Consider the following 26,928-nt stretch of genomic DNA (forward strand, 5'->3'; position numbering starts at 1 on the left):
TTGCAGACTAAAACCAGATTTGCTAGAAATCCAGCCTGTGGTTTTATTTTAAAACCAGATTTCCAGGAGTCTGCATGTCATCTGCCCACGAAGCGTCGTCGTTTCAACTCACGCGCGGCCTGACCCTTCTGCTGGCCGCAGCCTGCGCACTGGCGGTGGCTACGGTGTACTGCGCCCAGCCGCTGCTGGAGTCCATGGCCCAGAGCCTGGGCGTGCCGAGTGGTCAGGTCGGGTGGGTGGTCGGCGCAATCCAGGCAGGTTATGCGCTGGGATTGCTGCTGATCGTGCCGCTGGGTGATCTGCTCGACCGCAAGCGCTTGATCCTCGCGCAGTTGCTGCTGTCGGCACTGGCGCTGGTTGCGGTCGGCCTGGCCCAGCATTGGCCGGCGCTGTTGGCGGCCATGGGGATGGTCGGGCTGATGGCCGTGGTGGTGCAGTTGATGGTCGCCCAGGCAGCCACCCTGGTGACACCGGCGCAGCAGGGGCAGGCGGTGGGCGCGGTCACCAGCGGCATTGTGCTGGGCATTTTGCTGGCGCGGCTGGTGGCGGGTGTCGTGGCTGACCTGGCCGGCTGGCGAGGCGTCTATTTCGCAGCTGCCGGGCTGGTGCTGCTGATGGTGGCGCTGCTCGGCTGGCGTATGCCCGCTGCACGGCCGCTGGGGCAGCGCCAACGATACCGGACGTTGTTGTGTTCGATGGTGGTGTTGCTGCGCGATGATCGACTGCTGCGCCAGCGGGGTGTGTTCGCGCTGCTGATCTTCGCGGCGTTCAGCGTGCTGTGGAGCAGCATGGTGCTGCCGTTGAGTGCGCTGCAACTGACCCACACCCAGATCGGCCTGTTCGGCCTGGCCGGTGTCGCCGGCGCCCTTGCCGCCTCGCGTGCCGGGCGCCTGGCCGATCGCGGTCTGGGGCAGCGCACCACGGGGCTGGCGCTGGGGCTGCTGACACTGTCGTGGCTGCCGAGCCTGTTCGTCGAGCAGTCGTTGCTGGCCCTGGTGGCCGGTGTGGTGATGCTGGACCTGGCCGTGCAGGCGGTGCATGTGACCAACCAGAGCCTGCTGCTGGCCGGGCGTGCACAGATGGCCAGTCGCCTGGTTGGCGCGTACATGTGCTGCTATTCGGTTGGCAGCGGGGCAGGGGCGGTGGCAGCGAGCTGGGTCTACGGGGCGTGGGGGTGGGGCGCGGTGTGTGGGCTGGGGGCTGGGATCAGCGCGTTGGCGTGGGGGTATTGGTGGAGGCTGCATCGCTGAGGATTGCTGCGCTCGTGTAGGAGCGGGCTGGCCCGCGAAAAAGCCACCGCGCAGCCTGGCACGGGCTACGCCCGTGTTCGCGGGCAAGTCGGGGCGCCGAACCGCCGCCCCCACAGGGAGATTGGGCTGGCCTTTAGATTCTGAACAGGACAGTTGCTCCTGCAGGTGTGCAGGAGCGGCGTGTCAGAACTTGTAGCCGATACCTACCATGTAGACCCATGGATCGACATCGACACTGACCTTGGTCTTGCCCACGCCCAAGGCGCTTGGGCCGTCGATGGTGGCTTTGGTGTCGATGTCGACGTACCAGACTGCGGCGTTGACCAACAGGTTGTCGGTCAGCATGTAGTCCATGCCCAGCTGGCCAGCCAGGCCGATGGAGTCCTGCAGCTTCATGTTGCTGAAGCCCTGCTGTTTGCGGGCGCTGCTGAGGTCTTCATCGAAGAACAGCGTGTAGTTGATGCCGATACCGGCGTAGGGCTGGAACTTCGACGAGGCTTCCATCGGGTAGTACTGCAGCGACAGGGTCGGTGGCAGTTGCTTGATGTCGGCCAGCTTGCCGTCGAGTCCACCACCCAGGCCCTTGACGCCCACGGTGTGCTTGAACGGCGTGGCGGCCAGCAGCTCGATACCGATGTGGTCGGTGAGCATGTAGGCGAAGGCCAGGCCCAGTTGGGTGTCGCTGTCGAGGGTGGCCTTGGTGCCGGAGACCTTGGCGCCGTCGAGCTTGAGATCGCTGCTGCTTTCGTTCGGCGCGGTGGTGATGGCGCCAGCTCGGAGGATGAAGTCGCCCGCCTGGTGGGCGTGGGCAACGGGGGCTGCGAGCGCCAGCGCGACGAGCGAGGCACCGAGCAATGTCTTGTTCATGGAAGCTCCCAGAGGACGTGAGTAATCGAGTAGTCCAATGGTAAGGAGCCGTCCAAACACATTGTTTGACTCAGCTCAACGAAGCGGGCTTCACACGGGCGACACAGTTCTCATTTCAGCTCATATGCGTAGATTTTCTCGGCTTCCATCTGGTATCCGGCGTCGGCCAGCTCGCTACTGGTGTTCTTGACCTGCATGCGTCCCTCGATCCAGTAGGGCTGGTACAGGTCTTCGACGCGCACGCCCATCTCGCTGAAGATGTGCACGATCTGGTTGGACGGCGGCGGCGGCACGTGGATGCAGGCGCCGTAGTAGGGCACCAGGAGAAACTCGGTGGTGCGGCCTTCTTCGCTCACTTCCAGCGGCACGATGTAGCCGGGCAGTTTGATCTGCTGGCCATCCAGCGCTTTCACCACCGGGGCGTCGGGCGCCTGCTGGCGGGCTGCCGGAGCAGACTCGGCGGCCAGGGCGTCACCCAGCGAGTTGCCCATCTGCGAGAGGTCATGCAGCGGGGTGAGCTGTGGGGGGATGACGGGCGCGCCCTCGGGGATCAGTGCCGGCCAGTCCAGCTCGCGCGGCTCGTCCGCCCAGGCCGGAATGATCAGCACCAGCAGCAACAGCAGGAGGATCTGTAGTGCTTTCTTCGCGGACAAGCCCGCTCCCACAGGGATCGACATGACAAACTCTCAGAGGTGGATCGACAGGCCATCGGCCAGCGACTGCCGGTAGGCACGCCAGGCTGGAACACTGCCCATCAGCAGTGCCGCGCCGAGGATGATCGCCAGCAGGGTCCATTCGTGCGGGCTTGGCCAGGCCAGCGGCAGGAACAGCCCGTAGTTGGACTGTACCGCGTCCTGGGCCAAGGCGATCCCTCCATAGAGCAACCCCAGCCCGGCGACGATACCACTGACCGACAACGCCAGCGCTTCGAGCACCAGCAGCCCGGCGATATGCCAGGGGCGCGCACCCACCGAACGCAGGATGGCCATCTCGCGTCGCCGTTCGTTGAGGCTGGTGAGAATCGCCGTGAGCATGCCGATCAAGCCGGTCAGCACCACGAACAGCGACACCACGAACAACGCCTGCTCGGCGATGCCCATCATGCCCCACAGCTCCTGCAGTGCCACGCCCGGCAGGATCGCCAGCAGCGGCTCACTGCGAAAATCGTTGATTTCGCGCTGCACGCTGAAGGTGGCGATCTTGCTGTTCAGGCCCAGCATGAAGGCCGTGATGGCCGTGGGGCGCAGGTCCATGGTGCGCGCCTGGTCGGCGCTGATGCGTGCGGCGCCGCGAGCCGGTACGCCGTTCTGCCAGTCGACGTGGATGGCCTCCATCCCCGCCAGGCTGATGTGCAGGGTGCGGTCCACGGGCGTGCCGGTGCGCTGCAGGATGCCGACCACGGTGAAGGGTTTGTCGTCGTGCTTGACCAGGCTGATGGTGGCGATGCCGTGGGCCAGCACCAGGGTGTCGCCGAGCTTGTAGTGCAGGGCTTCGGCCACTTCGGCGCCCAGTACCACTTCGAATGGGTCGTTGGCGAACTGGCGGCCCTGGCTCAGTTGCAGGTGCTGCTGGCGCCCGTACTGGTAGTGGGTGAAGTAATCGCTGTTGGTGCCCATCACCCGGTAGCCACGGTGCGAGTCGCCCAGGGAGATCGGGATCGCCCACTTGACCCGCGGGTCCTTGGCGTAGTGCTCGAAGCTGTCCCAGCGGATGTTGTTGGTGGCGTTGCCGATACGGAACACCGAGTACAGCAGCAGGTTGACCGACCCCGAGCGCGCCCCGACGATCAGGTCGGTGCCACTGATGGTGTTGGCGAAGCTGGCGCGGGCTTCGGTACGCACGCGCTCCACGGCCAGCAGCAGGCACACCGACAGGGCGATGGCGAAGGCGGTGAGAAACGCGGTGAAACGGCGGTTGGCCAGGCTGGCCAGGGCTAGACGGAGCAGGTACATCAGGCCTCCCGAGGCTTGGCGGCGCGGTTGAGCTCGGCCAGCGACAGGTCGCGGTCGAACAGGGGCGCCAGGCTCTGGTCATGGCTGACGAACAGCAGGCTGGAACCTGCAGCGCGGCATTCGTCGAACAGCAGGCGGATGAACACCTCGCGGGTGTCGGCGTCGAGCGCTGAGGTCGGCTCGTCGGCGATCACCAGTTCCGGCTGGCCGATCAGCGCGCGCGCAGCGGCGACGCGTTGCTGCTGGCCGATCGACAGGGTGTCGGCGCGTCGGGCGAGCAGGTCGGGGTCGCCCAGGCCCAGGTGGGCAAGCAATTGCGCCGCCGCCTGGTGGATGCTGCCATGGCGCTGCGCCGCGCGTTCGGCGCGGCTGCGCGAAAATCGGCAGGGCAATTCGACGTTTTCCTGCACCGAGAGAAACGGCAGCAGGTTGAACTGCTGGAAGATGTACCCGGTATGGTCGACGCGGAAACGGTCACGAGCGCCCTGGCCCAGCTCGGCCAGGTTCTGCCCGAGCAGCCGCACTTCGCCCTGGTCGGGCAGGTTGACCCCGCCCAGCAGGCCGAGCAGGGTTGTCTTGCCGCTGCCGCTGGGACCTTTGAGGAACAGTGCCTCACCGGCCTCCAGGCGGAACTGGGGGATGTTCAGCAACGGCTGCTGACCTGGCCAGGCGAAGACCAGGTCATGCAGTTCGATCAGCGGCTGGCTCATTCAGAACGCAACCACGGCCTTGGCCGGGGTGCTTTCGAAGCCCTTCTGGCCGTTCGGGCCGACCAACTGCACATTGATCTTCTGGGTTTGCGGGTAAGCCTTGTACAGCGGCGACAGGTCGATCTGGGTCAGCTTGGTCGGAGCTGCGCAGGTCAGTTGGTAGTGCGCGTGGATCTCGCTGTGCTGGTGTTCATGCGCGTGGTCATGGTCGTGATCGTCGTCACCGTCGTCGTCCTTGGCCGATGGCTCGTCACCGAACAGCGGGCTTTCCAGCTCCTGCTGGTCTTCCTTGCAACCGGCCGCGCTGGCCAGGCCGAACAGTTTGAGCGGCTGTTCGAGTTGTTTGCGCACAGCCTCGACCTTGGCCTTGTCGGCATCGCTGCCAGGCATGTGCTCGAAGCCGACCAGGTTCATTGCCGGGCTCTCCAGCGCCAGCTCCAGGGTATTGCCATCCAGGCCGACGTTCAGGCGTGCGACGCCGTGCTCGTGGGCAGGCAAGGTGCCGTGGGCATGATCGTGGTCGTGATCGTGATCTTCATGGGCCTGGGCAACGGCCAGTGGCAGCAGGGCGAAGGGCAAGGCGAGGAGCAGGCGGCGCATGGACGACTCCGGAAGCGGACGGGAAAGATTTGGTAATGTTATAACAACTTTTCTGGTCGATGCCACACGCTTGGCGCAGGTTTCATGTCGTGGGAGCATGCACGTCATCGATCCGCGATTGAAGGAAGGCAGCGTGAGAATCCGAGGACAGATCGGCGACTGGCCGGTAGACCTGACCATCGAACTGGACCCGGCGGAGTGGGCTCAGCTTGGGCGCAGGCTCGAAGAGGCGCCTGCAGTGGCAGAGGTGGCGAGTACGCCTGTGACTGCGCCAGCGCGGCAGGACGATAGCCAGTGGTCGGCGGCGCGCGAGGTGCTGCGTCAGGCCGGGGCGCTCAGTGGGCCTGAGTTGCTCGAGCGGCTGGAAGGGTTGGCCGGCAGTGTTGCGGCAGGCAAGCGGCTGCTGGTGCGGTTGCGCCACAGCAGTGAAGTGAAGGTGGAAAGCGGGGCGGATGCGCCGGTATATCGCTGGGTAGGCTAGTTGCCGAGGGCGGTGCGTGGCTGGAGGCCACCTCCTGCAGGAGGTGGCTGCGCCTTGGGGCTTAGAACATCGCCGAAGACAACCGGCGGCGGTACACACCCACCAGCGGATGGTCGCCGCCGAGCAGGTCGAACACCTGCAGCATGGCCTTCTGCGGCAGGCCGTTCTCGTAGGCGCGATTGCGCTGGAACAGCTTGAGCAGCCCGTCCAGCGCGGCTTCGTACTGCTGGCGCGCCAGTTGCTGGATGCACAACTGATAGGCCGCATCGTCATCCTGCGGGTTCTGCGCCAGGCGGCTCTTGAGCTCGGCGGCCTCCGGCAGGCTGGCGGCCTGGCGCAGGAAGGTCAGCTGCGCCTTGGCACCGGCCAGCGCGGCCTTGTGTTCATCGCTCTTGACCGCGTCCAGCACCTGCTGCGCGGCGTCCAGGTCGCCGCGCTCGGCCAGGCAACGGCCGTAGTAGATCAGCGCTTCGGCGTTGCTGTTGTCTTCACCGAGCAGGGCCTGCAGCAGTGCTTCGGCTTCGCTGAAACGGCTTTCGGCGAACAGTGCCTTGGCCTGCTCCAGTGGCGAGGCGGTCGGCGCGGCAGGCATCTGCACATGAGGTTCGAGCATGGCGCGGATGGCCGACTCCGGCTGGGCACCGGCAAAGCCGTCGACCGGCTGGCCATCCTTGAACAGCACCACGGTCGGCAGGCTGCGGATACCGAACTGGGCCACCACCTGCTGCTCGACATCGCAGTTGATCTTGGCCAGCAGCAGCTCGCCCTGGTAGCCCTCGGCGATCTTCGCCAACAGCGGCATCAGCGCCTTGCAGGGCGCGCACCATTCGGCCCAGAAGTCCACCAGCACGGGCTTGTGGAAGGAGTTATCGATCACCAGCTGCTGAAAATTCGCATCGGTGGCGTCGAAGATGTAGGGCGTGGCGGTGTTAGAGGAAGCTTGGCTCATCGCAAATCTCGCAGCTTTCGCAAATTCGGAATGGCACCACTATAAAGGCTCGCGGCTGGCGTGGTACAGGCTGACCCGGCGGAATTCGTGCGGCTCGGCCAGGTCTGGCAGGGTCAGGGCGTCGAGCACGCCGAGCTGGCGATAGAGCGGGTGGCTGAAGTCACGCACCCGCGAATCGGCGACCAGTGCCTGGCGACCCCGACCGAGAAAGGCATCGAGCAAGGGCAGGTTGGCGCGGTCGTACAGTACGTCGGCGACGAGGATCAGGTCGAAGCGGTCGGCTTCGGCGAAAAAATCCTCGCTGTAGCCCAGCGTCACGCCATTGAGCGCGGCGTTGGCCCGGCATGCGTCCAGGGCCAGTGGGTCGAGGTCGCAGGCGACCACTTCCCGCGCACCGGCGCGGGCTGCAGCGATGCCGGCGATGCCCGAACCTGCGCCGAAGTCCAGCACACGCTTGTCACGTACCCATTCGGGGTGCACGGCCAGGTAGCGGGCCATGGCCAGGCCGCTGGCCCAGCAGAAGCTCCAGTAGGGTGGCTCGTCGAGGATGCGCCGGGTTTCGTCGGGGCTGAATGCCCGGTCCATGTTCTCGGCGTCGATCAGCCACAGCTTGAGGTCGCAGCCCGGCAGTTCGCTGATGACCAGGCGCGCCTCGCCAATCAGGCCGCTGAGGGCCTGTTGCAGGTGTAGCGGTGTCACCTTATGGCGCCTTCTCGAAACGCAGTGGGCCGGTGGCCTGGGTTTCGGCCTGGACGATGCGCTGCGGCGGCAGGTGCATGATCAGTTGGCCGGAGCGGCTGGCGCGACCGCGCAGCTCGACCCGGGCACCGGCCGGGAAGGCCTCGGGGTTGAAACGCAGGTGATAGGGCAGGGCCTGGCCGGTGCCGGTCAGGTCGCTGCTGGCCAGCAGGCGCTGGGGACGGCCGCGTTCGTCGATCACCAGCAGTGCCAGCTCGACTTCGGCGCCCGCGGGGATTTCCATCAGGGTGCCGCTGAGTTCGCGCTGGTAGGCCGGCAGCGGGCCCGGTTCGTCGCTCTTCTTGACCGTCTTGGGCGCGGGGGACGCCGCATGCTGCTCGGTCTTCGGCCGGTCGCTGCCGCAGGCGGCGAGCAGGCCGGCCAGGCACAGGACGAGGAGGGCTCGATGGTGCATGGGGTAATCCTTCACAGGCAGATTTCTCTGGATGGTAACCCCTTTGGCTTGTCTTGCCAGTGGGATGCGCTACCATGGCCCTCCCTTTTTTTGTTGCCTGCCACCATGCACTGTCCCTTTTGCGGTGCCAACGACACCAAGGTCATCGATTCGAGACTGGTCGCCGAAGGCGAACAGGTCCGTCGTCGCCGTGAGTGCGTCGCCTGCGGCGAGCGCTTCACCACCTTCGAGACCGCCGAACTGGTCCTGCCCCGGCTGATCAAGCAGGACGGCACACGCCAGCCCTTCGACGAAGACAAGCTGCGCGCCGGCATGCAGCGGGCGCTGGAAAAGCGCCCCGTCAGCGTCGAGCGCCTGGAAGCGGCGCTGGCGCACATCAAGAGCCGTCTGCGCGCGACCGGCGAGCGCGAAGTGAAGTCGCTGGTGGTCGGTGAGCTGGTGATGTCCGAGCTGCGCAAGCTCGACGAAGTCGCCTACATCCGCTTCGCTTCGGTGTACCGGCGCTTCCAGGACCTCGACGAATTCCGTGAAGAAATCGACCGCCTGGCCCGTGAGCCAGCCAAAGAGTAAGCATGTCCAGCCAGACCGCGATGCTTGACGCCCATTACATGGCCCGTGCCCTGGAACTGGCCCGCAAGGGCCTGTACACCACCCACCCCAACCCGCGCGTGGGCTGCGTGATCGTTCGCGACGGCGAAGTGGTCGGTGAGGGCTGGCACGTGCGTGCCGGCGAGCCGCATGCCGAAGTGCATGCCCTGCGCCAGGCCGGTGAGCGCGCGCGCGGCGCCTGCGCCTACGTCACCCTCGAGCCGTGCAGCCACCATGGCCGCACGCCACCGTGTGCCGAAGCGCTGGTCAAGGCAGGTGTGGCGCGGGTGGTGGCGGCGATGCAGGACTCGAACCCGCAAGTGGCCGGGCGCGGCCTGGGGCGGCTGGCCGAAGCCGGTATCGAGGTTGCCAGTGGTGTGCTCGAGGCCGAAGCTCGCGCACTCAACCCGGGCTTTCTCAAGCGCATGGAGCATGGCCTGCCATTCGTTCGAGCCAAGCTTGCGATGAGCCTGGACGGGCGTACCGCCATGGCCAATGGCGAGAGCCAGTGGATTACCGGCCCCGCGGCGCGTGCTGCGGTACAGCGCCTGCGCGCCCGCTCCAGCGTGGTGCTGACCAGTGCCCAGAGCGTGCTGGCCGACAACGCGCGGATGACCGTGCGCGCCGCCGAGCTTGGCCTGGACGAGGAAATGACCGCACTGGCCGTGTCGCGCCCGCCGCTGCGGGTGCTGGTCGATGGCCGTCTGCGCCTGCCGCTGGACGCCCCGTTCTTCCAGGCCGGTCCGGCGCTGGTGGTCACCGCCGCCGCGCACGACCCGCGCTACGCCGCCGCCGGCCATGAGTTGCTGGTGCTGCCCGGCAGCGATGGCCAGGTCGACTTGCCGGCGCTGCTGCGCCTGCTGGCCGAGCGCGGTGCCAGCGAGGTCCTGCTCGAAGCGGGCGCCGGGCTGGTCGGCGCCTTCGCTCGCCACGGCCTGATCGACGAGTACCAGTTGTTCGTCGCCGGCACCTTCCTTGGCTCCCAGGCCCGCCCGCTGCTGGACTGGCCCCTGGAGCACATGAGCGAGGCGCCGCGGCTGAAAATCATCGAAATGCGCGCCGTGGGCGATGACTGGCGAGTCACAGCCATCCCCTTGCCCGCGCCCGGCGTATAATGCCGGGCTTGCTTCGCGCAGCCCGTACCTGAGGAGAACATCATGTTCACCGGCATCATCGAATCCATCGGCACCATCCGCAGCATGACCCCCAAGGGTGGTGACGTGCGCGTCTACGTCGAGACCGGCAAGCTCGACCTGGGCGACGTCAAGCTCGGCGACAGTATCGCGGTCAACGGCGTGTGCCTGACCGCCGTGGAGCTGCCAGGCGATGGCTTCTGGGCCGACGTCAGCGTCGAGACCCTCAAGCGTACCGCCATGGTCGAGCTCAAGAGCGGCAGCCGGGTCAACCTGGAAAAGGCCCTGACCCCGACCACCCGCCTGGGCGGCCACCTGGTCAGCGGTCACGTCGACGGTGTCGGCGAAATCGTCTCGCGCAGCGATAACGCCCGCGCCATCCAGTTCCGCGTACGCGCCCCGAAAGAGCTGGCCAAGTACATCGCCCACAAGGGCTCGATCACCGTCGATGGCACCAGCCTGACGGTCAATGAGGTCGATGGCGCCGAGTTCGAGCTGACCATCGTCCCGCACACCCTGTCCGAAACCATCATGGCCGATTACCGTGCAGGTCGTCGGGTGAACCTTGAGGTCGACCTGCTGGCCCGTTACCTGGAGCGTCTGCTGCTGGGCGACAAGGCCGCCGAGCCGAGCAAAGGCAGTGGCATCACCGAAAGCTTCCTGGCCGCCAACGGCTTCTTGAAATCCTGATTGAGAAGGGGGTGCCGCGTGGCGCTCAACAGCATCGAAGAACTGGTCGAAGACATCCGCCAGGGCAAAATGGTCATCCTCATGGATGACGAAGACCGCGAAAACGAAGGCGACATCATCATGGCAGCCGAGTGCTGCCTGCCCGAGCACATCAACTTCATGGCCAAGCACGCCCGTGGACTGATCTGCATGCCGATGACCCGTGAGCGCTGCGAGACGCTCAAGCTGCCGCTGATGGCGCCGCGCAACGGCTCCGGCTTCGGCACCAAGTTCACCGTGTCGATCGAGGCCGCCGAGGGTGTCACCACCGGCATCTCCGCCGCCGACCGCGCCCGCACCGTGCAGGCTGCCGCCGCGAAGGACGCCAAGGCCGAGGACATCGTCAGCCCGGGCCACATCTTCCCGCTGATGGCCCAGCCAGGCGGCACCCTGGCCCGCGCCGGGCACACCGAAGCAGCCTGCGACCTGGCGCGCATGGCCGGTTTCGAGCCCAGTGGCGTCATCTGCGAAGTGATGAACGACGACGGCACCATGTCGCGTCGCGCCGAGCTGGAAGTGTTCGCCGCCCAGCACAATCTCAAGATCGGCACCATCGCCGACCTGATCCACTACCGCATGATCCATGAGCGCACCGTGCAGCGCGTCTCCGAACAGCCGATCGAAAGCGAGCTGGGCCAGTTCAATCTGGTCACCTACCGTGACTCGGTGGAAGGCGACGTGCACATGGCGCTGACGCTGGGCAAGATCTGCGCCGAAGAGCCGACCCTGGTGCGTGTGCACAACATGGACCCGCTGCGCGACCTGCTGATGGTCAAGCAGCCAGGGCGCTGGAGCCTGCGCGCGGCCATGACCACCGTGGCCGAGGCCGGCAGCGGCGTGGTGCTGCTGCTGGGCCACCCGCTGGACGGCGACGTGCTGCTGGCGCATATCCGTGAAAGCGCAGGCGACGTGCAGGCCAAGGTGCCGAGCACCTACAGCACCGTCGGTGCCGGTTCGCAGATCCTGCGTGACCTTGGTGTACGCAAGATGCGCCTGATGAGCTCGCCGATGAAGTTCAACGCGATATCCGGATTCGATCTGGAAGTTGTAGAATACGTGCCCTCCGAGTGACACAGGTGCGCCAGCGTTGTCCTGGCGCTCGTGTCCGAACCCTCCCGAAGGCCGCCCGGTGCGGCCTCGCTCTTTAATATGAGAATACCGGAATGACCCTGAAGACCATCGAAGGTACCTTCATCGCCCCCAAAGGTCGCTATGCTTTGGTGGTTGGCCGCTTCAACAGCTTCGTCGTCGAAAGCCTGGTGAGCGGTGCCGTCGATGCCCTGGTACGCCATGGCGTCAGCGAAAGCGACATCACCATCATCCGTGCCCCGGGCGCTTTCGAGATCCCGCTGGTGGCACAGAAAGTCGCCCAGCAAGGTGACTACAGCGCGATCATCGCCCTGGGTGCGGTGATCCGTGGTGGTACCCCGCACTTCGAATACGTGGCGGGCGAGTGCACCAAGGGCCTGGCCCAGGTGTCCATGGAGTTCGGCGTTCCGGTCGCCTTCGGTGTGCTGACCGTTGATTCCATCGAGCAAGCCATCGAGCGTTCCGGCACCAAAGCCGGTAACAAAGGTGCCGAAGCTGCCCTGTCCGCCCTGGAAATGGTCAGCCTGCTGGCGCAGTTGGAGGCCAAGTGATTAGCGACGACAGCGATCGTTTCAACCCGCGCGATCCAAAACCTGCGGATGCCGGCAAGCCCTCCAAGAGCGCCAAGCGTCGCGAAGCCCGCAAGCTCGCCACGCAAGCGCTCTACCAGTGGCACATGGCGCAGCATTCGCTGAACGAGATCGAGGCTCAGTTCCGGGTCGATAACGATTTCTCCGATGTCGATGGTGCCTACTTCCGCGAAATCCTCCACGGGGTTCCGGCAATCAAGGGCGAAATCGACAGCGCACTCAAGCCTTGCCTGGACCTGGCACTGGATGAGCTCGACCCGGTCGAGCTGGCCGTGCTGCGTCTGTCCACCTGGGAGTTCATCAAGCGCGTCGACGTACCGTACCGCGTGGTGATCAACGAAGGTGTGGAACTGGCCAAGGTCTTCGGTGCCACCGACGGCCACAAGTTCGTCAACGGTGTGCTCGACAAGCTCGCGCCCAACCTGCGCGAAGCCGAAGTCAAGGCCAACAAGCGCTGATCCCGGCGCTGACGAGCCATGGGTGAGTTCGAGCTGATCCGCCGCTTCTTCGCTGCCGCGCCCTGTGCGCAGGGCGGCGAGGGCGTGGCCCTGGGGATCGGTGACGATTGCGCCCTGCTGGAGCTGCCGGCTGGCGAGCAACTGGCAGTCTCCACCGATACGCTGGTCGCAGGTGTGCATTTTCCGGCGGTCTGCGACCCCTCGCTGCTCGGCCAGCGCTCGTTGGCCGTGGCCGCGAGCGACCTGGCGGCCATGGGCGCGACCGCCATCGGCTTCACCCTGGCCCTGACCTTGCCCGAGGTCAGCGCGGATTGGCTGCAAGACTACGCCGAAGGCCTGGGGCGCATGGCCCACCGCTGTCGCATGAGCCTGATCGGCGGCGACACCACGCGCGGCCCCCTGAGCATCACCGTGACCGTGTTTGGCCGGGTTCCGGCCGGGCAGGCCTTGCGCCGCGATGGTGCCAGGCCGGGTGATCTGCTGTGTGTCGGCGGCAACCTGGGTAGCGCGGCGGGGGCCTTGCCGCTGGTGCTGGGCGAGCGCCAGGCCCCGGCCGAACAGGCCCAGGCGCTGCTTGCGCAGTACTGGTCGCCGATGCCGCAGCTCACCTTGGGCGAGCTGCTGCGTGGCCAGGCTACGGCGGCGCTGGACGTTTCCGACGGCCTGCTTGCCGACTGCGGTCATATCGCCCGGGCCTCGGGCGTCGCCCTCGAAGTGAACCAGCACCAGGTTCCGGTATCTACCGAACTGGAGGCCTTCCTCGGGCGTGACGCTGCCGTGCACGCGGCGCTCACCGGCGGCGACGACTATGTGCTGGCCTTCACCATCCCGGCCGCGCAACACCAGGCATTGCAGCTACCGGGGTTCATCCATGTCCATGTCATCGGCCGCGTCCTGGACGGGCAGGGCGTCACCCTGCGTGATCGCCAGGGTCGTGACATCACCCCGACGCAACGGGGCTATCAACATTTCAGGGAGACACCGTGACCGACCACCCCAATCAGGTGCCTGCGGAGTTCGTTCCGCCTTCGGTCTGGCGCAATCCGTGGCACTTCATCGCGTTCGGCTTCGGCTCCGGCACCCTGCCCAAGGCGCCGGGCACCTGGGGCTCGCTGGTGGCGCTGCCGTTCATTCCGCTGTGGCAGATGCTGCCGGACTGGGGCTACTGGCTGCTGCTGGGGATCACCATGCTGTTCGGCTTCTGGCTGTGCGGCAAGGTGGCGAACGACTTGCGCGTGCACGATCATGAAGGCATCGTCTGGGACGAGATGGTCGGCATGTGGATCACCTTGTGGCTGGTGCCCGAGGGTTGGCAGTGGCTGCTCGCAGGGTTCCTGATGTTCCGCTTCTTCGACATCCTCAAGCCCTGGCCGATCCGCTGGATCGACCGCCATGTGCACGGCGGTGTCGGCATCATGCTCGACGATATCCTGGCTGGCGTGTTCGCCTGGCTGGGCATGCAAGTGCTGGTTTGGGCGGTAGCCTGATACAGGGAGCGGGTCGATGGCCATACGGACTTTGCTGCTGGCGCTGATGCTGGTTTTCCTGCCCTGGAGTGCCGGGGCCGTTGAGTTGCCGAAGCAGGTGCGACTGGTCAGCGAGGAATGGATCGACTACACCAACGCCGACGGCACTGGCGTTGCCTGGGACGTGCTGCGCAAGGTGTTCGAGCCGGCCGGGGTGAAGGTCGAGGTAACGAGCGCGCCTTACAGCCGTGCAGTCGGGCTGGTCAAGCGCGGCGAGGCCGACGCCTGGGTGGGTTCGTACAAGGAAGAGAACGAAGACAACCTCTACCCGCGCTGGCACTTCGACCTGGATCATATCTATGCCCTCGGCCTGGCCAGCAAGCCAGTCCCGGCACTGAACAGCGTCGGCCAGTATCGCCTAGCCTGGGTACGTGGCTATGGCTACGACAGATATCTGCCGAATGTGCATGAATTCCGCGAGATCCAGCGTCGCGAAGGCATCCTGCCGATGCTTGAGCATGACCGGGTGGATTTCTACATCGATGCCGAAACGGAAGTGGACTACGTGCTGCATCAGGCCAGCAAGCCGCAGGACTTCCGCCGCACCCACATCGCTGAATTGCCGCTGTACCTGGCCTTTACCCGCAGCGATCACGGCAAGGCCTTGCGCGACCTGTTCGACGAGCGCATGGCGAAGCTGGTGCGTAGTGGCGAACTCAAGGCCATCTTCGAGCACTGGAAGCAGCCGTACCCGTTCCCGTCCGACAGCCAGCCGCACTGATCGAGCGCGCGTCTGGCAGGCCTATGCATCGAACTTTTCGATCTTAAGCGGCGAGATTCAGCCTGCGCATGCCCGCTGGGCTGCTGATACAATCTGGCCCATTGAAATTTCCTACTTATCAGGAGCACAACGTGCCCGTCGTCTTTGTTGCCGCCTCCAAACTCCCAACGCCTTTTGCGACATTCACCATGCATGGCTTTCTCGACGAAGCCAGCGGCCGCGAGCATGTGGTGCTCAGCCTGGGTGATATCGCCGACGGTGAACCGGTGCTCGGGCGTCTGCACTCCGAATGCCTGACCGGCGACGCGCTGTTCAGCCAGCGTTGCGACTGCGGTTCGCAACTGGAAGCCGCGCTGCAGGCCATCGCCCGTGAAGGCCGTGGCGTGCTGCTGTACCTGCGTCAGGAAGGTCGAGGCATCGGCTTGTTGAACAAGATTCGCGCCTATGAACTGCAGGATGGCGGTGCCGATACCGTCGAGGCCAACGAGCGCCTGGGCTTTGCTGCCGACCAGCGTGACTACGCCATGTGCTTGCCGATGCTCGAGCACCTCGGCGTCAAGTCGCTGCGCCTGATGACCAACAACCCACGCAAGGTCAAAGCCCTGACCGACATGAGCATTGTGGTTGCCGAGCGCGTGCCGCTGCACACCGGCCACAACCCGCACAACCGCCTGTACCTGGCCACCAAGGCCGACAAGCTCGGTCACATGATGGGCAACCGTCACCAGGGCGAGGCGCCCCAGGCGTGACCCGTGGCCAGGTGAAGCGGCGTCTGGCGCTGGCCTGGTGGCAATACCTGGCGGTCGGCCTGGTGCCGCTGCCGGTCATGGCCTGGGCCTTTGGCGGTGGTCAGGCACTGATCCCGGTGCTGGCAATGCCGCTGTTCATCGCCGGCGCCGCGACCCTGTTTCTCAGCCTGCCGCGCTTCGGTGCCTACAAACGGGCGCTGATCGGCACCTCCAAGGTACTCGACACCCCCGAAGAACCCGCTGCCTGGATCGAACTGGCGCGGGTTCGTCGCCTGGCCATGACCTACGCCTGCTTCCCGGCCTGGATCGCCGCACTCTCGGTGCTGGTGGGGCTGGAGGCGGTGCCTCAGGTGTTGTTGGCGTTGTCTACCGTGATGCTGCTCTACCTCTATCGCATTCCGCGCCAACTGGGCTGATGCGCGCCTTTTTCGTTGCCGTGCTGCTGTCGATCGGTGCATTTGCCGAGGCTGGGCCGCGTGTAGTCAGCCTCGGGCCGTCGATGACCGAGATCGTCCTGGAGCTTGAGGCGGACGATCTGCTGGTGGGCGTGCTCGACAGCGGCGAGCGGCCGCAGCGTCTGAAAAATCTGCCATCGGTCGGGCGCTACGGGCAACTGGACATGGAGCACCTGCTGGCGCTCAAGCCCGACCTGCTGCTGCTCTGGCCCGGCAGCGTGCCCCCGGCCCAGCGCGACCAGTTGCGTCAGTTGGGGATTGCCACGTTCAGCAGCGAGCCCCACGACCTGGCGCAACTGATCGAGCAGATCCAGGCCATCGCCGTGCGCCTGGGGCGTGCCGAGCAGGGGCAGCGCTACGCTGACAGGTTGCGAGAGCGCCTGGCCGACCTGCGCGAGCGCTATCGCCGCGAGCAGCCGCTCAAGGTGTTCTATCAGGTCTGGGACTCGCCGCTGTACACCTTGGGCGGCCGTCAGGTGGTGAGTGATGCACTGGCGGTCTGCGGTGCGCGCAACGTCTTTGCCGATCTCGAACAGCCTGCGCCGCAGGTGAGCGTCGAGTCTGTGCTGGCGCGTGACCCTGAGGTGATCCTGGCCGGCGACGCTACGCAGTTAGCCGGTTGGAAGGCCTGGCCACAGCTCAGTGCCGTTGCCGGCGGACACTTGCTGGTGGTGCCCGACAAGGGCCTGGAGCGCCCCAGCGGGCAGATGATCGAAGCGACGGCGCGCCTTTGTGCGCTGCTGGCGTCTAGAGCGCCGGTGTCCAGGTAAGGCTCAGCAGCCAGGTGCGGCCTTCTTCGCGGTAGCCATAGTCATTGCCGTCATAGTTGTAGAGCGCGCGGCTGTAGCCTTTGTCCAGCAGGTTATCCACCTTGACCTCGAACTTCAGCGCATCGCTTGCCGCCCAGCTACCGCGCAGGCCCAGCAGTGCGTAACCGCCGAGCCTGTTGCGGTTGGCCTCGTCGTCATAGCTGGTGCTGATCGCTTGCCAGCTCGCGCCTGCAGAGAAGCGCTCGAACTGTCGGTCCAGGTCCAGGCTCAAGGTCCGGCGGGCGCGGCGAGCCAGGGTATGGCCGGTGTCACGGTCGCGTGGATCGATCAGTGCCAGGCCGAGCTGGCTGCGCCAGGGGCCCCAATCCTGGCTAAGCGCGACCTCCATGCCGTTGATCCGCGCCGAGGCAACGTTCCGCGGGATCGAGCCCTCGCCGAAGATGATCGCATCGCGCAGGTCGGTGCGGTACAGCGAGGTTTCCAGGCGGCTGCTGGCGCTCAACTGGCTGCGCCATTGCAGCTCATAGCTCCTGGAGCGTTCGGGGTCGAGATCTGGGTTGCTGTACTGCGGGTAGTACAGGTCGTTGAAGGTGGGCGCGCGAAACCCTTCGCTGTACGACAGCAGCAGGTCGTTGTCGGTGTTCAACGGCAGGGTCAGGCTGGCGCTCCAGGTGGTCTGGCCGCCGAACTGCTGGTTCTGGTCGCGCCGCATGCCCAGTTCGGTGGAGAAGCTTTCGCCGCTATAGCGATGCTGGATGAAGGCTGCACGGTTGTAGCGGCTGTCCTCGGCGAAGTCGGTGCTGCCGTGCACCCGGTCCTGGTACCAGTCGGCGCCCAGCGAGAGGTTGTTCCGTGCGTCGAGGGCGAGGTCGTTCTGCCAAGTGATCTGGTCGCGATAGGTGTTGAACACGCTGCCATCGTCGCTGAGTTTGTCGCGCTTGCGGTCGCGATTCTCGCTGTGGCCGATCTCCACGCGCGAGTGCCAGAGGTCGCTGAGCTGGGCGTCGAGGTAGGTGCCCAGGCTGCTGACGGTGAAGTCGGTGTAGGGCTTCTGGCCGAAGCTTTCGAAGCTGACTGGGTCGAATCGGCCGAAGGGGTTGTCGTATTCGCTGCGCCCCCGGCTGTCGAGCAGGTTCACCCCGGCCTCGAAGCGCTCACCGAAGGTATGGCTCAGGCTCAGGTTGAAAGACTTGTTGCGGTAGGCGTCGTGATCGCCATCGCTGGCGAAGGACGGCCCGGTCGAATCGATGCCTGCGGTTTCGTCGAGGCTGGCGCCGAGGTTGAAGCGTGTCTGGCCATCGCCACCGGACAGTCCCAGGCTGCGCTGGAAGGTCTGGTTGCTGCCGGCCGCCAGGCGCAGCCGCGGTTGCAGGCCGGGGCCGCTGGCGCGTCGGGTGAAGATCTGGATCACCCCGCCGATGGCGTCGCTGCCGTAGACCGCCGAGCGCGAGCCGCGCAGCACTTCGACGCGCTCTATCTGATCGACGTCGAGAAACTGCAGGCCGCTGTCGCCGGAGGTGGCGTTGGCGATGCGCACGCCATCGACCAGCACCAGGCTCTGCGCGGCCTTGGTGCCGCGGATGAAAATCCCGGGCAGGCTGCCGCGGCCACCGGTGGCGGCGACTTGCACGCCGGGCACGCGGGTCAGCAGGTCGGTGACGCTGGAGGGTTGCAGACGGTCGATGTCGGCGCGGGTGAAGACCGTGTTGGCGGCGCTGGTGGCGCTGCGCGATTCGACTTCGCGGTTGGCGCTGATCAGCACGTCGGGGAGCTTCAGGGCGTTGTCGCGTTCGGCGGCCAGCAAGGGCAGGGGGAGGCAGAGCAGCGGTGCAAAGGTCAGGATTTTCATGGGCAGTACAATAGCATTCGCGGGCGAGCCCGCTCCCACAGGGTTTCTACAGTACTCGAATACTGTGCAATCCCTCTGGGAGCGGGCTTGCCCGCGAAAGGGCCTTACAGGCCGAGCTTGGCCATGCGGGCTTTCACCGAGGCCTCGATGCCAGCAGCATCCAGCCCGCACTCGGCCAGCATCTGCGCAGGCTTGGCATGCTCGACATAGATATCCGGCAAGCCCAGGTGCAGCAGTGGCTTGACCACCGCCTCAAGCGCCAGGAACTCGCTAACCGCAGCGCCGGCGCCGCCCATGATGGCGTTTTCCTCGATGGTCACCAGCAGCTCATGGTTGCCGGCCATCTCCAGTACAAGCGCCTCGTCGAGCGGCTTGACGAAGCGCATGTCGACCACCGTGGCGTCGATCTGCTCGGCCACCTGCAGCGCTTCGGTCAGTTGCACGCCGAACACCAGCAGCGCGACTTTCGAACCCTGGCGGCGGATCACGCCCTTGCCAATTTCCAGCGGCTCCAGGTCGCCGTCGATCGGCGCGTTGGGGCCGGTGCCACGCGGGTAGCGCACGGCGGCCGGGCCTTTGTACAGGTGCCCGGTGCTGAGCATCTTGCGCAGCTCGTTCTCGTCGCTCGGGGTCATCACCAACATGCCGGGGATGCAGCGCAGGTACGAGAGGTCGAAGCTGCCTGCGTGGGTCGGGCCGTCCTCGCCGACCAGGCCGGCGCGGTCGATGGCGAACAGTACGTCAAGATCCTGTACCGCCACGTCGTGGATCAGTTGGTCATAGGCGCGCTGCAGGAAGGTCGAGTAGATCGCCACTACCGGCTTGGCGCCTTCGCAGGCCATGCCGGCTGCGAAGGTGACGGCGTGCTGCTCGGCGATCGCCACGTCGAAATAGCGTTCCGGGAAGCGCTCGCTGAAGGCGACCAGGTCCGAACCTTCCTTCATCGCCGGGGTGATGCCCACCAGGCGGTTGTCGGCGGCGGCCATGTCGCACAGCCACTGGCCGAACACTGCGGAATACTTCGGGCCGCTGGGCTTTTTCGGCGCGGCGGGCTTGTCGGCGGGCTCGAGCTTGGTGATGGCGTGGTAGCCGATCGGGTCGACTTCGGCGGGGGCGAAACCCTTGCCTTTCTTGGTGACCACGTGCAGGAACTGCGGGCCCTTGAGGTCGCGCATGTTGCGCAGGGTGGCGATCAGCGTCGGCAGGTCATGCCCATCGATCGGGCCGATGTAGTTCCAGCCCAGTTCCTCGAACAGCGTGCCGGGCACCAGCATGCCCTTGGCATATTCTTCGGTGCGGCGGGCGATCTCCCAGGCGCCGGGCAGGCGCGACAGCACTTTCTTGCTGCCTTCGCGCATGCTCGCGTAGGTGCGGCTGGAGAGGATCTTGGCCAGGTAGTTGGACAGCCCGCCGACGTTGCGTGAAATCGACATGTCGTTGTCGTTGAGGATCACCAGCATGTCGGCATCGACTTCCTGGGCGTGGTTCAACGCTTCGAAGGCCATGCCGGCGGTCAGCGCGCCGTCGCCGATCACCGCGATCGACTTGCGCGGGTCGTTCTGCAGCCGGGCGGCGATGGCCATGCCCAGGGCGGCGCTGATCGAGGTGCTGGAGTGGCCGACGCCGAAGGTGTCGTATTCACTTTCGCTACGGCGCGGGAAGGCGGCGATGCCGTCTTTCTGGCGCAGGCTGAGCATGCGGTTGCGCCGGCCGGTGAGGATCTTGTGCGGGTAGGCCTGGTGGCCTACGTCCCACACCAGGCGATCGTCCGGGGTGTCGAAGACGTAGTGCAGGGCAATCGTCAGCTCGATGACGCCCAGGCCTGCGCCGAAGTGCCCGCCGGTCTGGCCCACGGTATAGAGCAGCTCCTGGCGCAGTTCGTCGGCCAGGCTCTCCAGGTCGGCTTCGGCCAGCCGGCGCAGGCCGGCTGGCGTGTCGGCGCGGTCCAGCAGAGGCGTGACCGGGCGTTCGCGGGGGATCTCTTGAAACGTCGTGGGCATCAGGCGAGTCGTTATAGGTTTGAAGACGCGGCAGTTTACCCCATTGTGGGAAAAGCTGCCCATTCACGCGCGGGTGGCGGCTGCTGTTGTAGGAGCGGGCTCGCCCGCGAAAAGCCCAGCCGCAGCCCCTTAGTGACGGCGCTCGACGATATAGCGCGCCAGCGCCCGCAGCGGCTCGGCGCTTTCACCGAACCCTTCAAGTGCGACCAGCGCCTGGTCGCGCAGTTCGATCGCATAGCCCTTGGCGGCCTCCAGGCCGAGCAGCGCCGGGTAGGTCGGTTTGTCGCGGGCGATGTCGGCGCCCTGGCGCTTGCCCAGGGTGGCGGTATCGCTTTCGACGTCGAGGATGTCGTCCTGCACCTGGAAGGCCAGGCCGATGGCCTGTGCATAAGTCTGCAAGGCATCCAACTGGGTGGGCTCGGCACGGCCGCTGGCCAGGGCGCCGAGGCGCACGCTGGCCTCGATCAACGCGCCGGTCTTGTGTCGGTGCATGTACTCCAGTGCGTTCTGGTCGAGCTTCAGGCCGACCGAGCCGAGGTCGATGGCCTGGCCGCCGACCATGCCGGCGGGGCCGGCGGCCTTGGCCAGGGCCTGGACCATGGCCAGGCGAATGGCATCGGTCTGCGGGCTCAGGCGGGTATCGAGCAGGGCGCTGAAGGCCAGGCTCTGCAGGCCGTCGCCAGCGAGAATGGCGCAGGCTTCGTCGAACGCCTTGTGGGTGGTCGGCTGGCCGCGGCGCAGGTCGTCGTCGTCCATGGCCGGCAGGTCGTCATGCACCAGCGAGTAGGCATGGATCAACTCCACTGCGCAGGCCGCGCCGTTGGCCTGCTCGGGCGCAACGCCGAAGGCTTCGCAGGCAGCGTAGGCGAGCAGCGGGCGCACGCGCTTGCCGCCGTTCATCACGCTGTAGCGCATCGCCGCGTAGAGCCGTTCGAGCTCCTTGGACGGCGCCACGAACAGCGGTTCGAGGGCCGCGTCGACGCGTGCCTGGCACTGGGCCTGATAGGTGCTGATCATGCGTCCGGTTCCGCATCGAAGGGCTGGGCGGCCAGTTCGCCGTCTCGCTCCAGGAGGATCTGCACTTTCTGTTCGGCCTGGGCCAGTGCGCCCTGGCAGTCGCGGGTCAGGGCAATGCCCTGCTCGAACGCTGCCAGCGACTCTTCCAGCGACAGTTCGCCGGTCTCCAGGCGCTCGACCAGGGCTTGCAGGTCGGCGAGGGATTGTTCGAAATCGATGGAGGTTTTCTTGCGGGCCATGGCGACTGTCTCGGTGGCGTTTTTAACGGCGCGACACTAGCAGAGCGGGGCGGGGGGAGCAAATTGCGGTGCCTCCCGGAAAGGTATTCCTTGGTAGTATTTTGTTGCATTTGTGCGAGAGTTTTCTTATTGCAATTTGAGACGTGGTCGGATTGTGACCCCACTGGGGCTCTGCCATAATCCCGCCCGCTCTGGCCTGGGCATCTTGATGGCCTCCGGCAATCCCCCCTTCTCGACGTCACGTAACGGACTACGTTGTGAGCTTCCTTTCGATCGAATTCGGCCTCTGTTTCACGCTCTTCTTCATTGTCTACTGGAGCCTTTGCTGGAGCCTGCGCCTGCAGAACCTGTTGCTGCTTGCGGCCAGCTACGGGCTGGTGGCGAGTTTCAGCCTGCAATCGTTGTACATCCTGCTTGGCTACAGTGTGCTGGTGTACCTGCTGGGGTTGCTGGCTGCGCGCCAGCCCGGGCGCTGGTTCAATGGCGTGCTGCTGCTGGCGCTGGTGTTGGGGTGTTTCTACCTGTTCAAGTACCAGGAGTTCTTCGCCGCCAGTGTGCAGGGCGCATTCGCGGCTGCCGGGCTCGAGGTGTCGCTGCCGGTGCTCGAGCTACTGGTGCCGATCGGCCTGTCGTTCTATGCCTTCCATTCGGTCAGCTACCTGGTGTCGATCAACCGCGGTGAGATGGCCTCGGCGCCGCCACTGGACCTGGCCCTGTACCTGGCCTTCTTCCCCAGCCTGATCGCAGGTCCGGTCAATCGTGCGGCGCACCTGCTGCCACAGATCCGCCCGCAGGCCATGCGCGAAGTACTGGAGCCGCAACGGGCGCTTGGCTTGATTGCACTGGCGGTGGTCAAGCTGTTCCTGCTCAGCGGCTGGCTGGGCAGCCAGTGGGTCGATCCGGTGTTCGAAACCCCGGGCAGCTTCACCCCCGAGCAGGTGCTGCTCAGCGTCTATGGCTATAGCTTCCTGATCTATTTCAACTTCAGCGGCTACACCAACCTGGTCACCGGCATCGCCCTGCTGCTGGGTTTTCGCCTGCCGGACAACTTCAACGCGCCTTATGCCGCGCGCAATCTCAAGGAGTTCTGGGGGCGCTGGCACATCAGCCTGTCGCGCTTCATTCGTGACTACATCTACATCCCCCTGGGCGGCAATCGTAAAGGGGTGTGGCGCGGCAACCTGAACATGCTGCTGGCCATGCTGATCTCCGGGCTGTGGCACGGCGCGAGCCTGAATTTCATTCTCTGGGGCGCGCTGCATGGAGTGGGGCTGGCGCTGTACAAGCTGTTCGAGCAGTTGTGGCCGGGCTTTGCGCGCCTGCCGGGCAGCGGGCTGCTGGCCCGCTTGCTGACGTTCCACTACGTGGCCTTCGCCTGGATCTTCTTCCGCAGCCCAACCCTGGATGGCGCCTGGGAGATGCTGGGCGATATCGCCCAGGTCAGCCTGGTCGGGCTCGACTCGGCCACCGGTGTAGCGCTGCTGGCCTGTGTGCTGTACGTCGCCACGTATCCACAGTGGCTGGCGACCCTGCGCCAGGGCTTTTCTGCCAGCCAGCGCCTGCCCTGGCAACTGTACCCACTGCCACTGGCGGTCTTCGTGTCGCTGGTGATCTTCGCGTCGCAATCGGGTGTGCCGGGGTTCATCTATGCAAGCTTCTGATATCCGCCAGCTGTTCCAGGTGCAGATGGGCGCGGCGCGCACGCTGTATGCCCTGGTGGTCGCCACAGGGCTACTGTTCTGGCTGAACCAGGACTCGATCAGCCTGTATTGCCAGCAGAAGTATCACGACAGTTGCGAACTGCCGGTGCTGGGGCAATTGCCAGCCTGGCGCCTGGGTGCGGGCCTGACCACGGCGCTGGAGCAGGGCCGTGACAGCTTCCTCGACAGCCTGAGCGGGCAAGCCACGGTAGCGCAGGCGCCGCCTGTGGTCGAACTGCCGGCGCCGATGCCGGTGGTGAGTGTCGATCTGCAGGCCCCTGTTGCCAAGCCTGTGCATGTCGGCGCAACTGCCGCGCACCCTGTCGCGCCGGTGCAGGTGCCAGCTGCGGCTCCCGTGGTCGTGAAGCCGCCGCTGGCGCAGATGGTCGCGCCGGGCACCCTGGCGTCCCTGGCGGCGGGCGATGAAGTGTTCCTGGTGGGCGATTCGCTGATGCAGGGCGTCGCCCCGCACCTGGCCAACAGCCTGCGCAAGCGCTACCAGATCCATACCATCAACCTCAGTCGGCAGAGCACCGGGCTTGCCTACCCGGGCTTCTTCAACTGGCCGAAGACCGTGGCCGAAACCCTCGCCAGCGCGCCGAAGATCCGCCTGATGGTGGTGTTCCTCGGCCCTAACGACCCGTGGGACATGCCCCAGGGCAAGGGCAAGCCGTTCCTGCGCTTCAAGTCGCCGGAGTGGGAAGTGGCCTACCGTGAGCGCATCGACGCGATCCTCGAGCAGGCCCGCGAGCACAATGTCCAGGTGATCTGGGTCGGCCCGCCGAACATGGAGAAGTCGCGGCTGTCGACGGCCATGAACTACCTCAGCGGCCTTTATCAGGAGCGCACCGCGCAATTCGGCCAGCACTACGTCTCGGCCAACCCGATTCTCGGCTATCCCGACGAGCAGTTCTCGTATACGGTGCAGACGCCGGAGGGCAAGCGGGTCAAGGTCCGGGTCGACGACGGCATTCATTTCACCATCACGGGCCAGAAGATGATCGCCGCGCAGGTACTGTCACTGATCAGCTTCCCGGTCCTGACTGCAACAGGACATTGAGATGCGCCTATGGCATCACCTGCTGGGCGTGGCGCTGCTGATCAGCGCCTTGCCCGCGTGCAGCACCGGCGCCAGCGCGCCACCCCAGCCTGCGGCCAAGCCCGCCGTTGTCGCCAAGGGGCGCGACGACGGCAACCTCGCGCTGCTCGCCGGCAAGTTCCGCAACGCCGGCCGTGCGCCCATTTCCATCGTTCAGCTGGGTGATTCGCACACCGCTGCCGACCTGTTCAGCGGTGAGCTGCGCAAGCTGCTGCAGGCCCGCTATGGCGACGGTGGCATTGGCCTGGTGCCGGCTTCGCCGGTGCCGGGAATTCGCAACGACCGGGTCATCGTCACCAGCGAACGGCGCCAGTGGGAGCTGGTTTCTGCGCGCAACCAGCAGAGCAGCCAGTTTCCGTTGGGTGGCTACCTGTCGCTGCCGGTGGTCGATCGCCCTGGCGTGAAGATCCAGGCCCGCGACCCCGACGAACAACGCTACCGGATCTCGGCGCTGTACCAGGCAACGCGCAGCAGCACGCTGGTGGCCAATGGCAGCCAGCGCCGCATGTTGCCGGCTACCAATGGTGAGTGGCGCTTCAGCCCGGCCTTCATCAATCTTGGGCTGCCGTTGCAACTGAGCGTGGAAGGCGCCCAGGGCGTGGCGCTGGGCGGCTGGTATATCCAGGGGCAGAAGAACGCTGGGGTCACCTATTCATCGTTGGGTATCAACGGTGCACGGCTGGAGGTGGTGGACAAGTGGCAGGCGGGTTGGCAGGGCACGCTCAAGGCGTTGCGGCCTGACCTGGTGATCCTCGCCTACGGCACCAACGAAGCCTTCGATGACAAGCTCGACCTGGCGCTGTACCAGTCACAGCTGGACGCCACCCTGGCCCGCTTGCGCCAGGAAATGCCCAAGGCGGCCATCCTGCTGGTCGGGCCGCCCGATTCGATCAAACAGCGCAAGGCCGCCAGTTGCGCGGCGCGCCAGCCGCAGCCGCTGGCGAGCGTGATCCGCATCCAGCGCCAGGCGGCGCAGAAGTACAAGGCGCTGTTCTGGGATTGGCAGGCAGAGATGGGCGGGCCGTGCTCGATCGCCGCCTGGCAGGCCAGCGGCCTGGGGCGGCCTGATCTGGTGCACCTGACCGCCGATGGCTATCGCAAGAGTGCGGCAATGTTGTACGCCTACCTCAAGGGGCAGTTGGGGCTGCGCTGAGCGCCGCCCTTAAAGATACAGCGCGGCTACTGCAAGGGGCCGCGCTGCAGGTCAGGCGGGCTGCGCCTCAAGTTCGAGCATCGCTTCGCGATAGCGTGCCAGCTCCTCGATGGTCACCACCGGCAGGTTGTACTGGCGCGCATACACCGCCACCTGCTCGCCCCGGGCCATGCTGCCGTCGGGGTTCATCAGCTCGCACAGCACCGCCGCTGGCCGCAACCCGGCCAGGCGCGCCAGGTCCACCGAGCCTTCGGTATGGCCGCGGCGGGTCAGCACGCCACCATCACGCGCACGCAACGGGAACACATGGCCAGGGCTGACGATATGACGCTGCTCGGCGGTCGAGCGCAGTGCGGCCTCGATGGTGGTGATCCGGTCCTGGGCCGACACGCCGGTGCTCACGCCCTCGGCCGCCTCGATGGTGACGGTGAAGCCGGTGCCGTGGCGGGCCTGGTTGTTCTGCACCATGGGTGCGAGCTGCAGGGCATCGACCGTGGCTTCATCCAGGCACAGGCAGACGATGCCGCTGCAATCGCGAATCATCATGGCCATGGTCTGCAGCGACAGGTTTTCGGCAGCGGCGACGATATCGGCTTCGTCCTCGCGATCGTCGTCGTCGAGCAGCAGTACGGGGCGCCCGGCCTGGAAGGCGGCGATGGCGGCGGTGACGTTGGGGAATTTCGAGTGGTGCAAGGTGGACATGAAACGCTCCTCGTGAATGATCGATGAACGTCTCGGGGCGAACAAAATGCGCGCGCAAGGGCGCCCGATGGCCCCGCGCTTGCGCCTTCTTTCATCCGGACTATGACCGTCGGCTCTGGAGTCTCACCAGATCTGCTGACCCCCGGCATGGCCGGGGCGCTCGCGGGCTCATCTTTCGATTTACCGCCGGTGGGGACTTTCACCCCGCCCTGAAGACCGGCGGAGCATACCGCAAACCGACCGTTTGCTGGCAAGCCCTGCTTAAGTCGATGCCCGCCTTCCCCTTAATCCTTGTAGGAGCAACTGTCTTGCTCAAAAAATCTGAGGCCTGCCCAATCCCCTGTGGGAGCGGGGGGGGGGGGGGGGGGGGGGGGGGGGGGGGGGGGGGGGAGGGGGGGG

The 26,928-nt window shown here is 65.8% G+C and carries 30 protein-coding genes and 1 riboswitch; of the genes, 17 read left to right on the top strand and 13 right to left on the bottom strand.

Annotated elements, in window-relative coordinates; all coding sequences use genetic code 11:
• Positions 1-74 precede the first annotated feature (74 nt).
• A complete protein-coding gene (locus ACPZMI_RS24405) occupies positions 75-1,250 on the top strand; it encodes an MFS transporter (protein ID WP_426353217.1) in 1,176 nt (391 codons plus the stop codon).
• Between the two features lie 183 nt (positions 1,251-1,433).
• On the opposite strand, the gene ACPZMI_RS24410 is transcribed toward ACPZMI_RS24405, so the two are convergent.
• From ACPZMI_RS24410 to ACPZMI_RS24430, 5 genes are all read right to left on the bottom strand, one after another.
• The gene (locus ACPZMI_RS24410) at positions 1,434-2,117 is read right to left on the bottom strand and encodes an OmpW/AlkL family protein (RefSeq protein ID WP_186669167.1); all 684 of its coding nucleotides are present in this window, start codon (positions 2,115-2,117) and stop codon (positions 1,434-1,436) included.
• Positions 2,118-2,227: 110 nt separating this feature from the next.
• Positions 2,228-2,794 (bottom strand): DUF3299 domain-containing protein, encoded by a 567-nt coding sequence (locus ACPZMI_RS24415; protein ID WP_186720293.1) that lies wholly within the window; start codon positions 2,792-2,794, stop codon positions 2,228-2,230.
• A 9-nt stretch (positions 2,795-2,803) separates the two neighbouring features.
• Positions 2,804-4,069, bottom strand: coding sequence for an ABC transporter permease (locus ACPZMI_RS24420; RefSeq protein WP_186669169.1), 1,266 nt, complete (start codon positions 4,067-4,069; stop codon positions 2,804-2,806).
• Entirely contained in the window at positions 4,069-4,779 is a 711-nt protein-coding gene (locus tag ACPZMI_RS24425; protein WP_054893590.1) for an ATP-binding cassette domain-containing protein, read from the bottom strand. Before ACPZMI_RS24425 ends, ACPZMI_RS24420 begins: the two co-directional genes overlap by 1 nt.
• Entirely contained in the window at positions 4,780-5,379 is a 600-nt protein-coding gene (locus tag ACPZMI_RS24430; protein ID WP_426353218.1) for a DUF2796 domain-containing protein, read from the bottom strand.
• Positions 5,380-5,512: 133 nt separating this feature from the next.
• On the opposite strand from ACPZMI_RS24430, the gene ACPZMI_RS24435 reads away from it, so the two are divergent.
• Positions 5,513-5,860, top strand: coding sequence for a hypothetical protein (locus ACPZMI_RS24435; RefSeq protein ID WP_186669170.1), 348 nt, complete (start codon positions 5,513-5,515; stop codon positions 5,858-5,860).
• A 61-nt stretch (positions 5,861-5,921) separates the two neighbouring features.
• Here ACPZMI_RS24435 and trxA read toward each other — a convergent pair whose 3' ends face one another.
• Genes trxA through ACPZMI_RS24450 form a run of 3 tightly spaced genes read right to left on the bottom strand, consistent with a single transcriptional unit; the run spans position 5,922 to position 7,962 of the window.
• Positions 5,922-6,809, bottom strand: coding sequence for a thioredoxin (gene trxA / locus ACPZMI_RS24440; protein ID WP_186711046.1), 888 nt, complete (start codon positions 6,807-6,809; stop codon positions 5,922-5,924).
• A 39-nt stretch (positions 6,810-6,848) separates the two neighbouring features.
• Entirely contained in the window at positions 6,849-7,508 is a 660-nt protein-coding gene (locus ACPZMI_RS24445; RefSeq protein WP_186669172.1) for a class I SAM-dependent methyltransferase, read from the bottom strand.
• Between the two features lies 1 nt (position 7,509).
• The gene (locus tag ACPZMI_RS24450; RefSeq protein WP_426353219.1) at positions 7,510-7,962 is read right to left on the bottom strand and encodes a YbaY family lipoprotein; all 453 of its coding nucleotides are present in this window, start codon (positions 7,960-7,962) and stop codon (positions 7,510-7,512) included.
• 105 nt (positions 7,963-8,067) lie between these two features.
• Between ACPZMI_RS24450 and nrdR the strand changes: the two genes are divergently transcribed.
• The 12 genes from nrdR (at position 8,068) to ACPZMI_RS24510 (ending at position 16,770) form a co-directional block, all read left to right on the top strand.
• Positions 8,068-8,532, top strand: coding sequence for a transcriptional regulator NrdR (gene nrdR / locus ACPZMI_RS24455; RefSeq protein WP_186669174.1), 465 nt, complete (start codon positions 8,068-8,070; stop codon positions 8,530-8,532).
• 2 nt (positions 8,533-8,534) lie between these two features.
• The gene (gene ribD / locus ACPZMI_RS24460; protein WP_426353220.1) at positions 8,535-9,665 is read left to right on the top strand and encodes a bifunctional diaminohydroxyphosphoribosylaminopyrimidine deaminase/5-amino-6-(5-phosphoribosylamino)uracil reductase RibD; all 1,131 of its coding nucleotides are present in this window, start codon (positions 8,535-8,537) and stop codon (positions 9,663-9,665) included.
• A 42-nt stretch (positions 9,666-9,707) separates the two neighbouring features.
• Entirely contained in the window at positions 9,708-10,373 is a 666-nt protein-coding gene (locus ACPZMI_RS24465; protein ID WP_054893597.1) for a riboflavin synthase, read from the top strand.
• An 18-nt stretch (positions 10,374-10,391) separates the two neighbouring features.
• A complete protein-coding gene (gene ribBA, locus ACPZMI_RS24470) occupies positions 10,392-11,483 on the top strand; it encodes a bifunctional 3,4-dihydroxy-2-butanone-4-phosphate synthase/GTP cyclohydrolase II (protein ID WP_186669178.1) in 1,092 nt (363 codons plus the stop codon).
• Between the two features lie 92 nt (positions 11,484-11,575).
• Positions 11,576-12,052 carry a 6,7-dimethyl-8-ribityllumazine synthase gene (gene ribH / locus ACPZMI_RS24475; protein ID WP_186669179.1) on the top strand — a complete coding sequence of 159 codons (477 nt, stop codon included), beginning with the start codon at positions 11,576-11,578 and terminating at the stop codon, positions 12,050-12,052.
• Entirely contained in the window at positions 12,049-12,549 is a 501-nt protein-coding gene (gene nusB, locus ACPZMI_RS24480; RefSeq protein WP_186669181.1) for a transcription antitermination factor NusB, read from the top strand. Before ribH ends, nusB begins: the two co-directional genes overlap by 4 nt.
• Before the next feature lie 18 nt (positions 12,550-12,567).
• A complete protein-coding gene (gene thiL, locus ACPZMI_RS24485) occupies positions 12,568-13,536 on the top strand; it encodes a thiamine-phosphate kinase (RefSeq protein ID WP_186720299.1) in 969 nt (322 codons plus the stop codon).
• The gene (locus ACPZMI_RS24490) at positions 13,533-14,036 is read left to right on the top strand and encodes a phosphatidylglycerophosphatase A family protein (RefSeq protein ID WP_054893602.1); all 504 of its coding nucleotides are present in this window, start codon (positions 13,533-13,535) and stop codon (positions 14,034-14,036) included. Before thiL ends, ACPZMI_RS24490 begins: the two co-directional genes overlap by 4 nt.
• A gap of 16 nt (positions 14,037-14,052) precedes the next feature.
• Complete coding sequence (locus tag ACPZMI_RS24495; protein ID WP_426353221.1) at positions 14,053-14,796, top strand: substrate-binding periplasmic protein; 744 nt, start codon at positions 14,053-14,055, stop codon at positions 14,794-14,796.
• Between the two features lie 131 nt (positions 14,797-14,927).
• The gene (gene ribA / locus ACPZMI_RS24500; protein ID WP_186669186.1) at positions 14,928-15,545 is read left to right on the top strand and encodes a GTP cyclohydrolase II; all 618 of its coding nucleotides are present in this window, start codon (positions 14,928-14,930) and stop codon (positions 15,543-15,545) included.
• On the top strand, positions 15,542-15,961 hold the full coding sequence (locus tag ACPZMI_RS24505; RefSeq protein ID WP_186669188.1) for a nuclear fragile X mental retardation-interacting protein 1: 420 nt from the start codon (positions 15,542-15,544) through the stop codon (positions 15,959-15,961). Before ribA ends, ACPZMI_RS24505 begins: the two co-directional genes overlap by 4 nt.
• The gene (locus tag ACPZMI_RS24510; RefSeq protein ID WP_186669189.1) at positions 15,961-16,770 is read left to right on the top strand and encodes a cobalamin-binding protein; all 810 of its coding nucleotides are present in this window, start codon (positions 15,961-15,963) and stop codon (positions 16,768-16,770) included. The genes ACPZMI_RS24505 and ACPZMI_RS24510 overlap by 1 nt, the downstream gene beginning before the upstream one ends.
• On the opposite strand, the gene ACPZMI_RS24515 is transcribed toward ACPZMI_RS24510, so the two are convergent.
• The 4 genes from ACPZMI_RS24515 to ACPZMI_RS24530 form a co-directional block, all read right to left on the bottom strand.
• Positions 16,748-18,619 (bottom strand): TonB-dependent receptor domain-containing protein, encoded by a 1,872-nt coding sequence (locus tag ACPZMI_RS24515; protein ID WP_426353222.1) that lies wholly within the window; start codon positions 18,617-18,619, stop codon positions 16,748-16,750. The genes ACPZMI_RS24510 and ACPZMI_RS24515 overlap by 23 nt on opposite strands.
• Before the next feature lie 104 nt (positions 18,620-18,723).
• Complete coding sequence (gene dxs, locus ACPZMI_RS24520) at positions 18,724-20,619, bottom strand: 1-deoxy-D-xylulose-5-phosphate synthase (RefSeq protein ID WP_426353223.1); 1,896 nt, start codon at positions 20,617-20,619, stop codon at positions 18,724-18,726.
• A 129-nt stretch (positions 20,620-20,748) separates the two neighbouring features.
• Positions 20,749-21,636 carry a (2E,6E)-farnesyl diphosphate synthase gene (gene ispA, locus ACPZMI_RS24525; RefSeq protein WP_186669194.1) on the bottom strand — a complete coding sequence of 296 codons (888 nt, stop codon included), beginning with the start codon at positions 21,634-21,636 and terminating at the stop codon, positions 20,749-20,751.
• Entirely contained in the window at positions 21,633-21,875 is a 243-nt protein-coding gene (locus tag ACPZMI_RS24530) for an exodeoxyribonuclease VII small subunit (protein ID WP_186669195.1), read from the bottom strand. The genes ispA and ACPZMI_RS24530 overlap by 4 nt, the downstream gene beginning before the upstream one ends.
• Positions 21,876-22,132: 257 nt before the next feature.
• Here ACPZMI_RS24530 and ACPZMI_RS24535 point away from each other — a divergent pair, with 257 nt between their 5' ends.
• The 3 genes from ACPZMI_RS24535 to ACPZMI_RS24545 are packed head-to-tail and all read left to right on the top strand — an operon-like array spanning position 22,133 to position 25,827.
• Positions 22,133-23,536, top strand: a complete 1,404-nt coding sequence (locus ACPZMI_RS24535; protein WP_186669196.1) for an MBOAT family O-acyltransferase — start codon at positions 22,133-22,135, stop codon at positions 23,534-23,536.
• Positions 23,523-24,635: an SGNH/GDSL hydrolase family protein gene (locus tag ACPZMI_RS24540; RefSeq protein WP_426353224.1), complete on the top strand. Its 1,113-nt coding sequence runs from the start codon at positions 23,523-23,525 to the stop codon at positions 24,633-24,635. The genes ACPZMI_RS24535 and ACPZMI_RS24540 overlap by 14 nt, the downstream gene beginning before the upstream one ends.
• 1 nt (position 24,636) lies before the next feature.
• Positions 24,637-25,827 (top strand): SGNH/GDSL hydrolase family protein, encoded by a 1,191-nt coding sequence (locus ACPZMI_RS24545; RefSeq protein WP_186669197.1) that lies wholly within the window; start codon positions 24,637-24,639, stop codon positions 25,825-25,827.
• 51 nt (positions 25,828-25,878) lie between these two features.
• Here ACPZMI_RS24545 and ribB read toward each other — a convergent pair whose 3' ends face one another.
• The gene (gene ribB / locus ACPZMI_RS24550) at positions 25,879-26,529 is read right to left on the bottom strand and encodes a 3,4-dihydroxy-2-butanone-4-phosphate synthase (RefSeq protein WP_054892761.1); all 651 of its coding nucleotides are present in this window, start codon (positions 26,527-26,529) and stop codon (positions 25,879-25,881) included.
• Between the two features lie 79 nt (positions 26,530-26,608).
• A riboswitch (FMN riboswitch) is annotated at positions 26,609-26,750 on the bottom strand.
• Between the last annotated feature and the right edge of the window lie 178 nt (positions 26,751-26,928).

It is taken from the genome of Pseudomonas wayambapalatensis, assembly GCF_049942315.1.
GTDB classification, from domain to species: Bacteria; Pseudomonadota; Gammaproteobacteria; order Pseudomonadales; family Pseudomonadaceae; genus Aquipseudomonas; species Aquipseudomonas wayambapalatensis.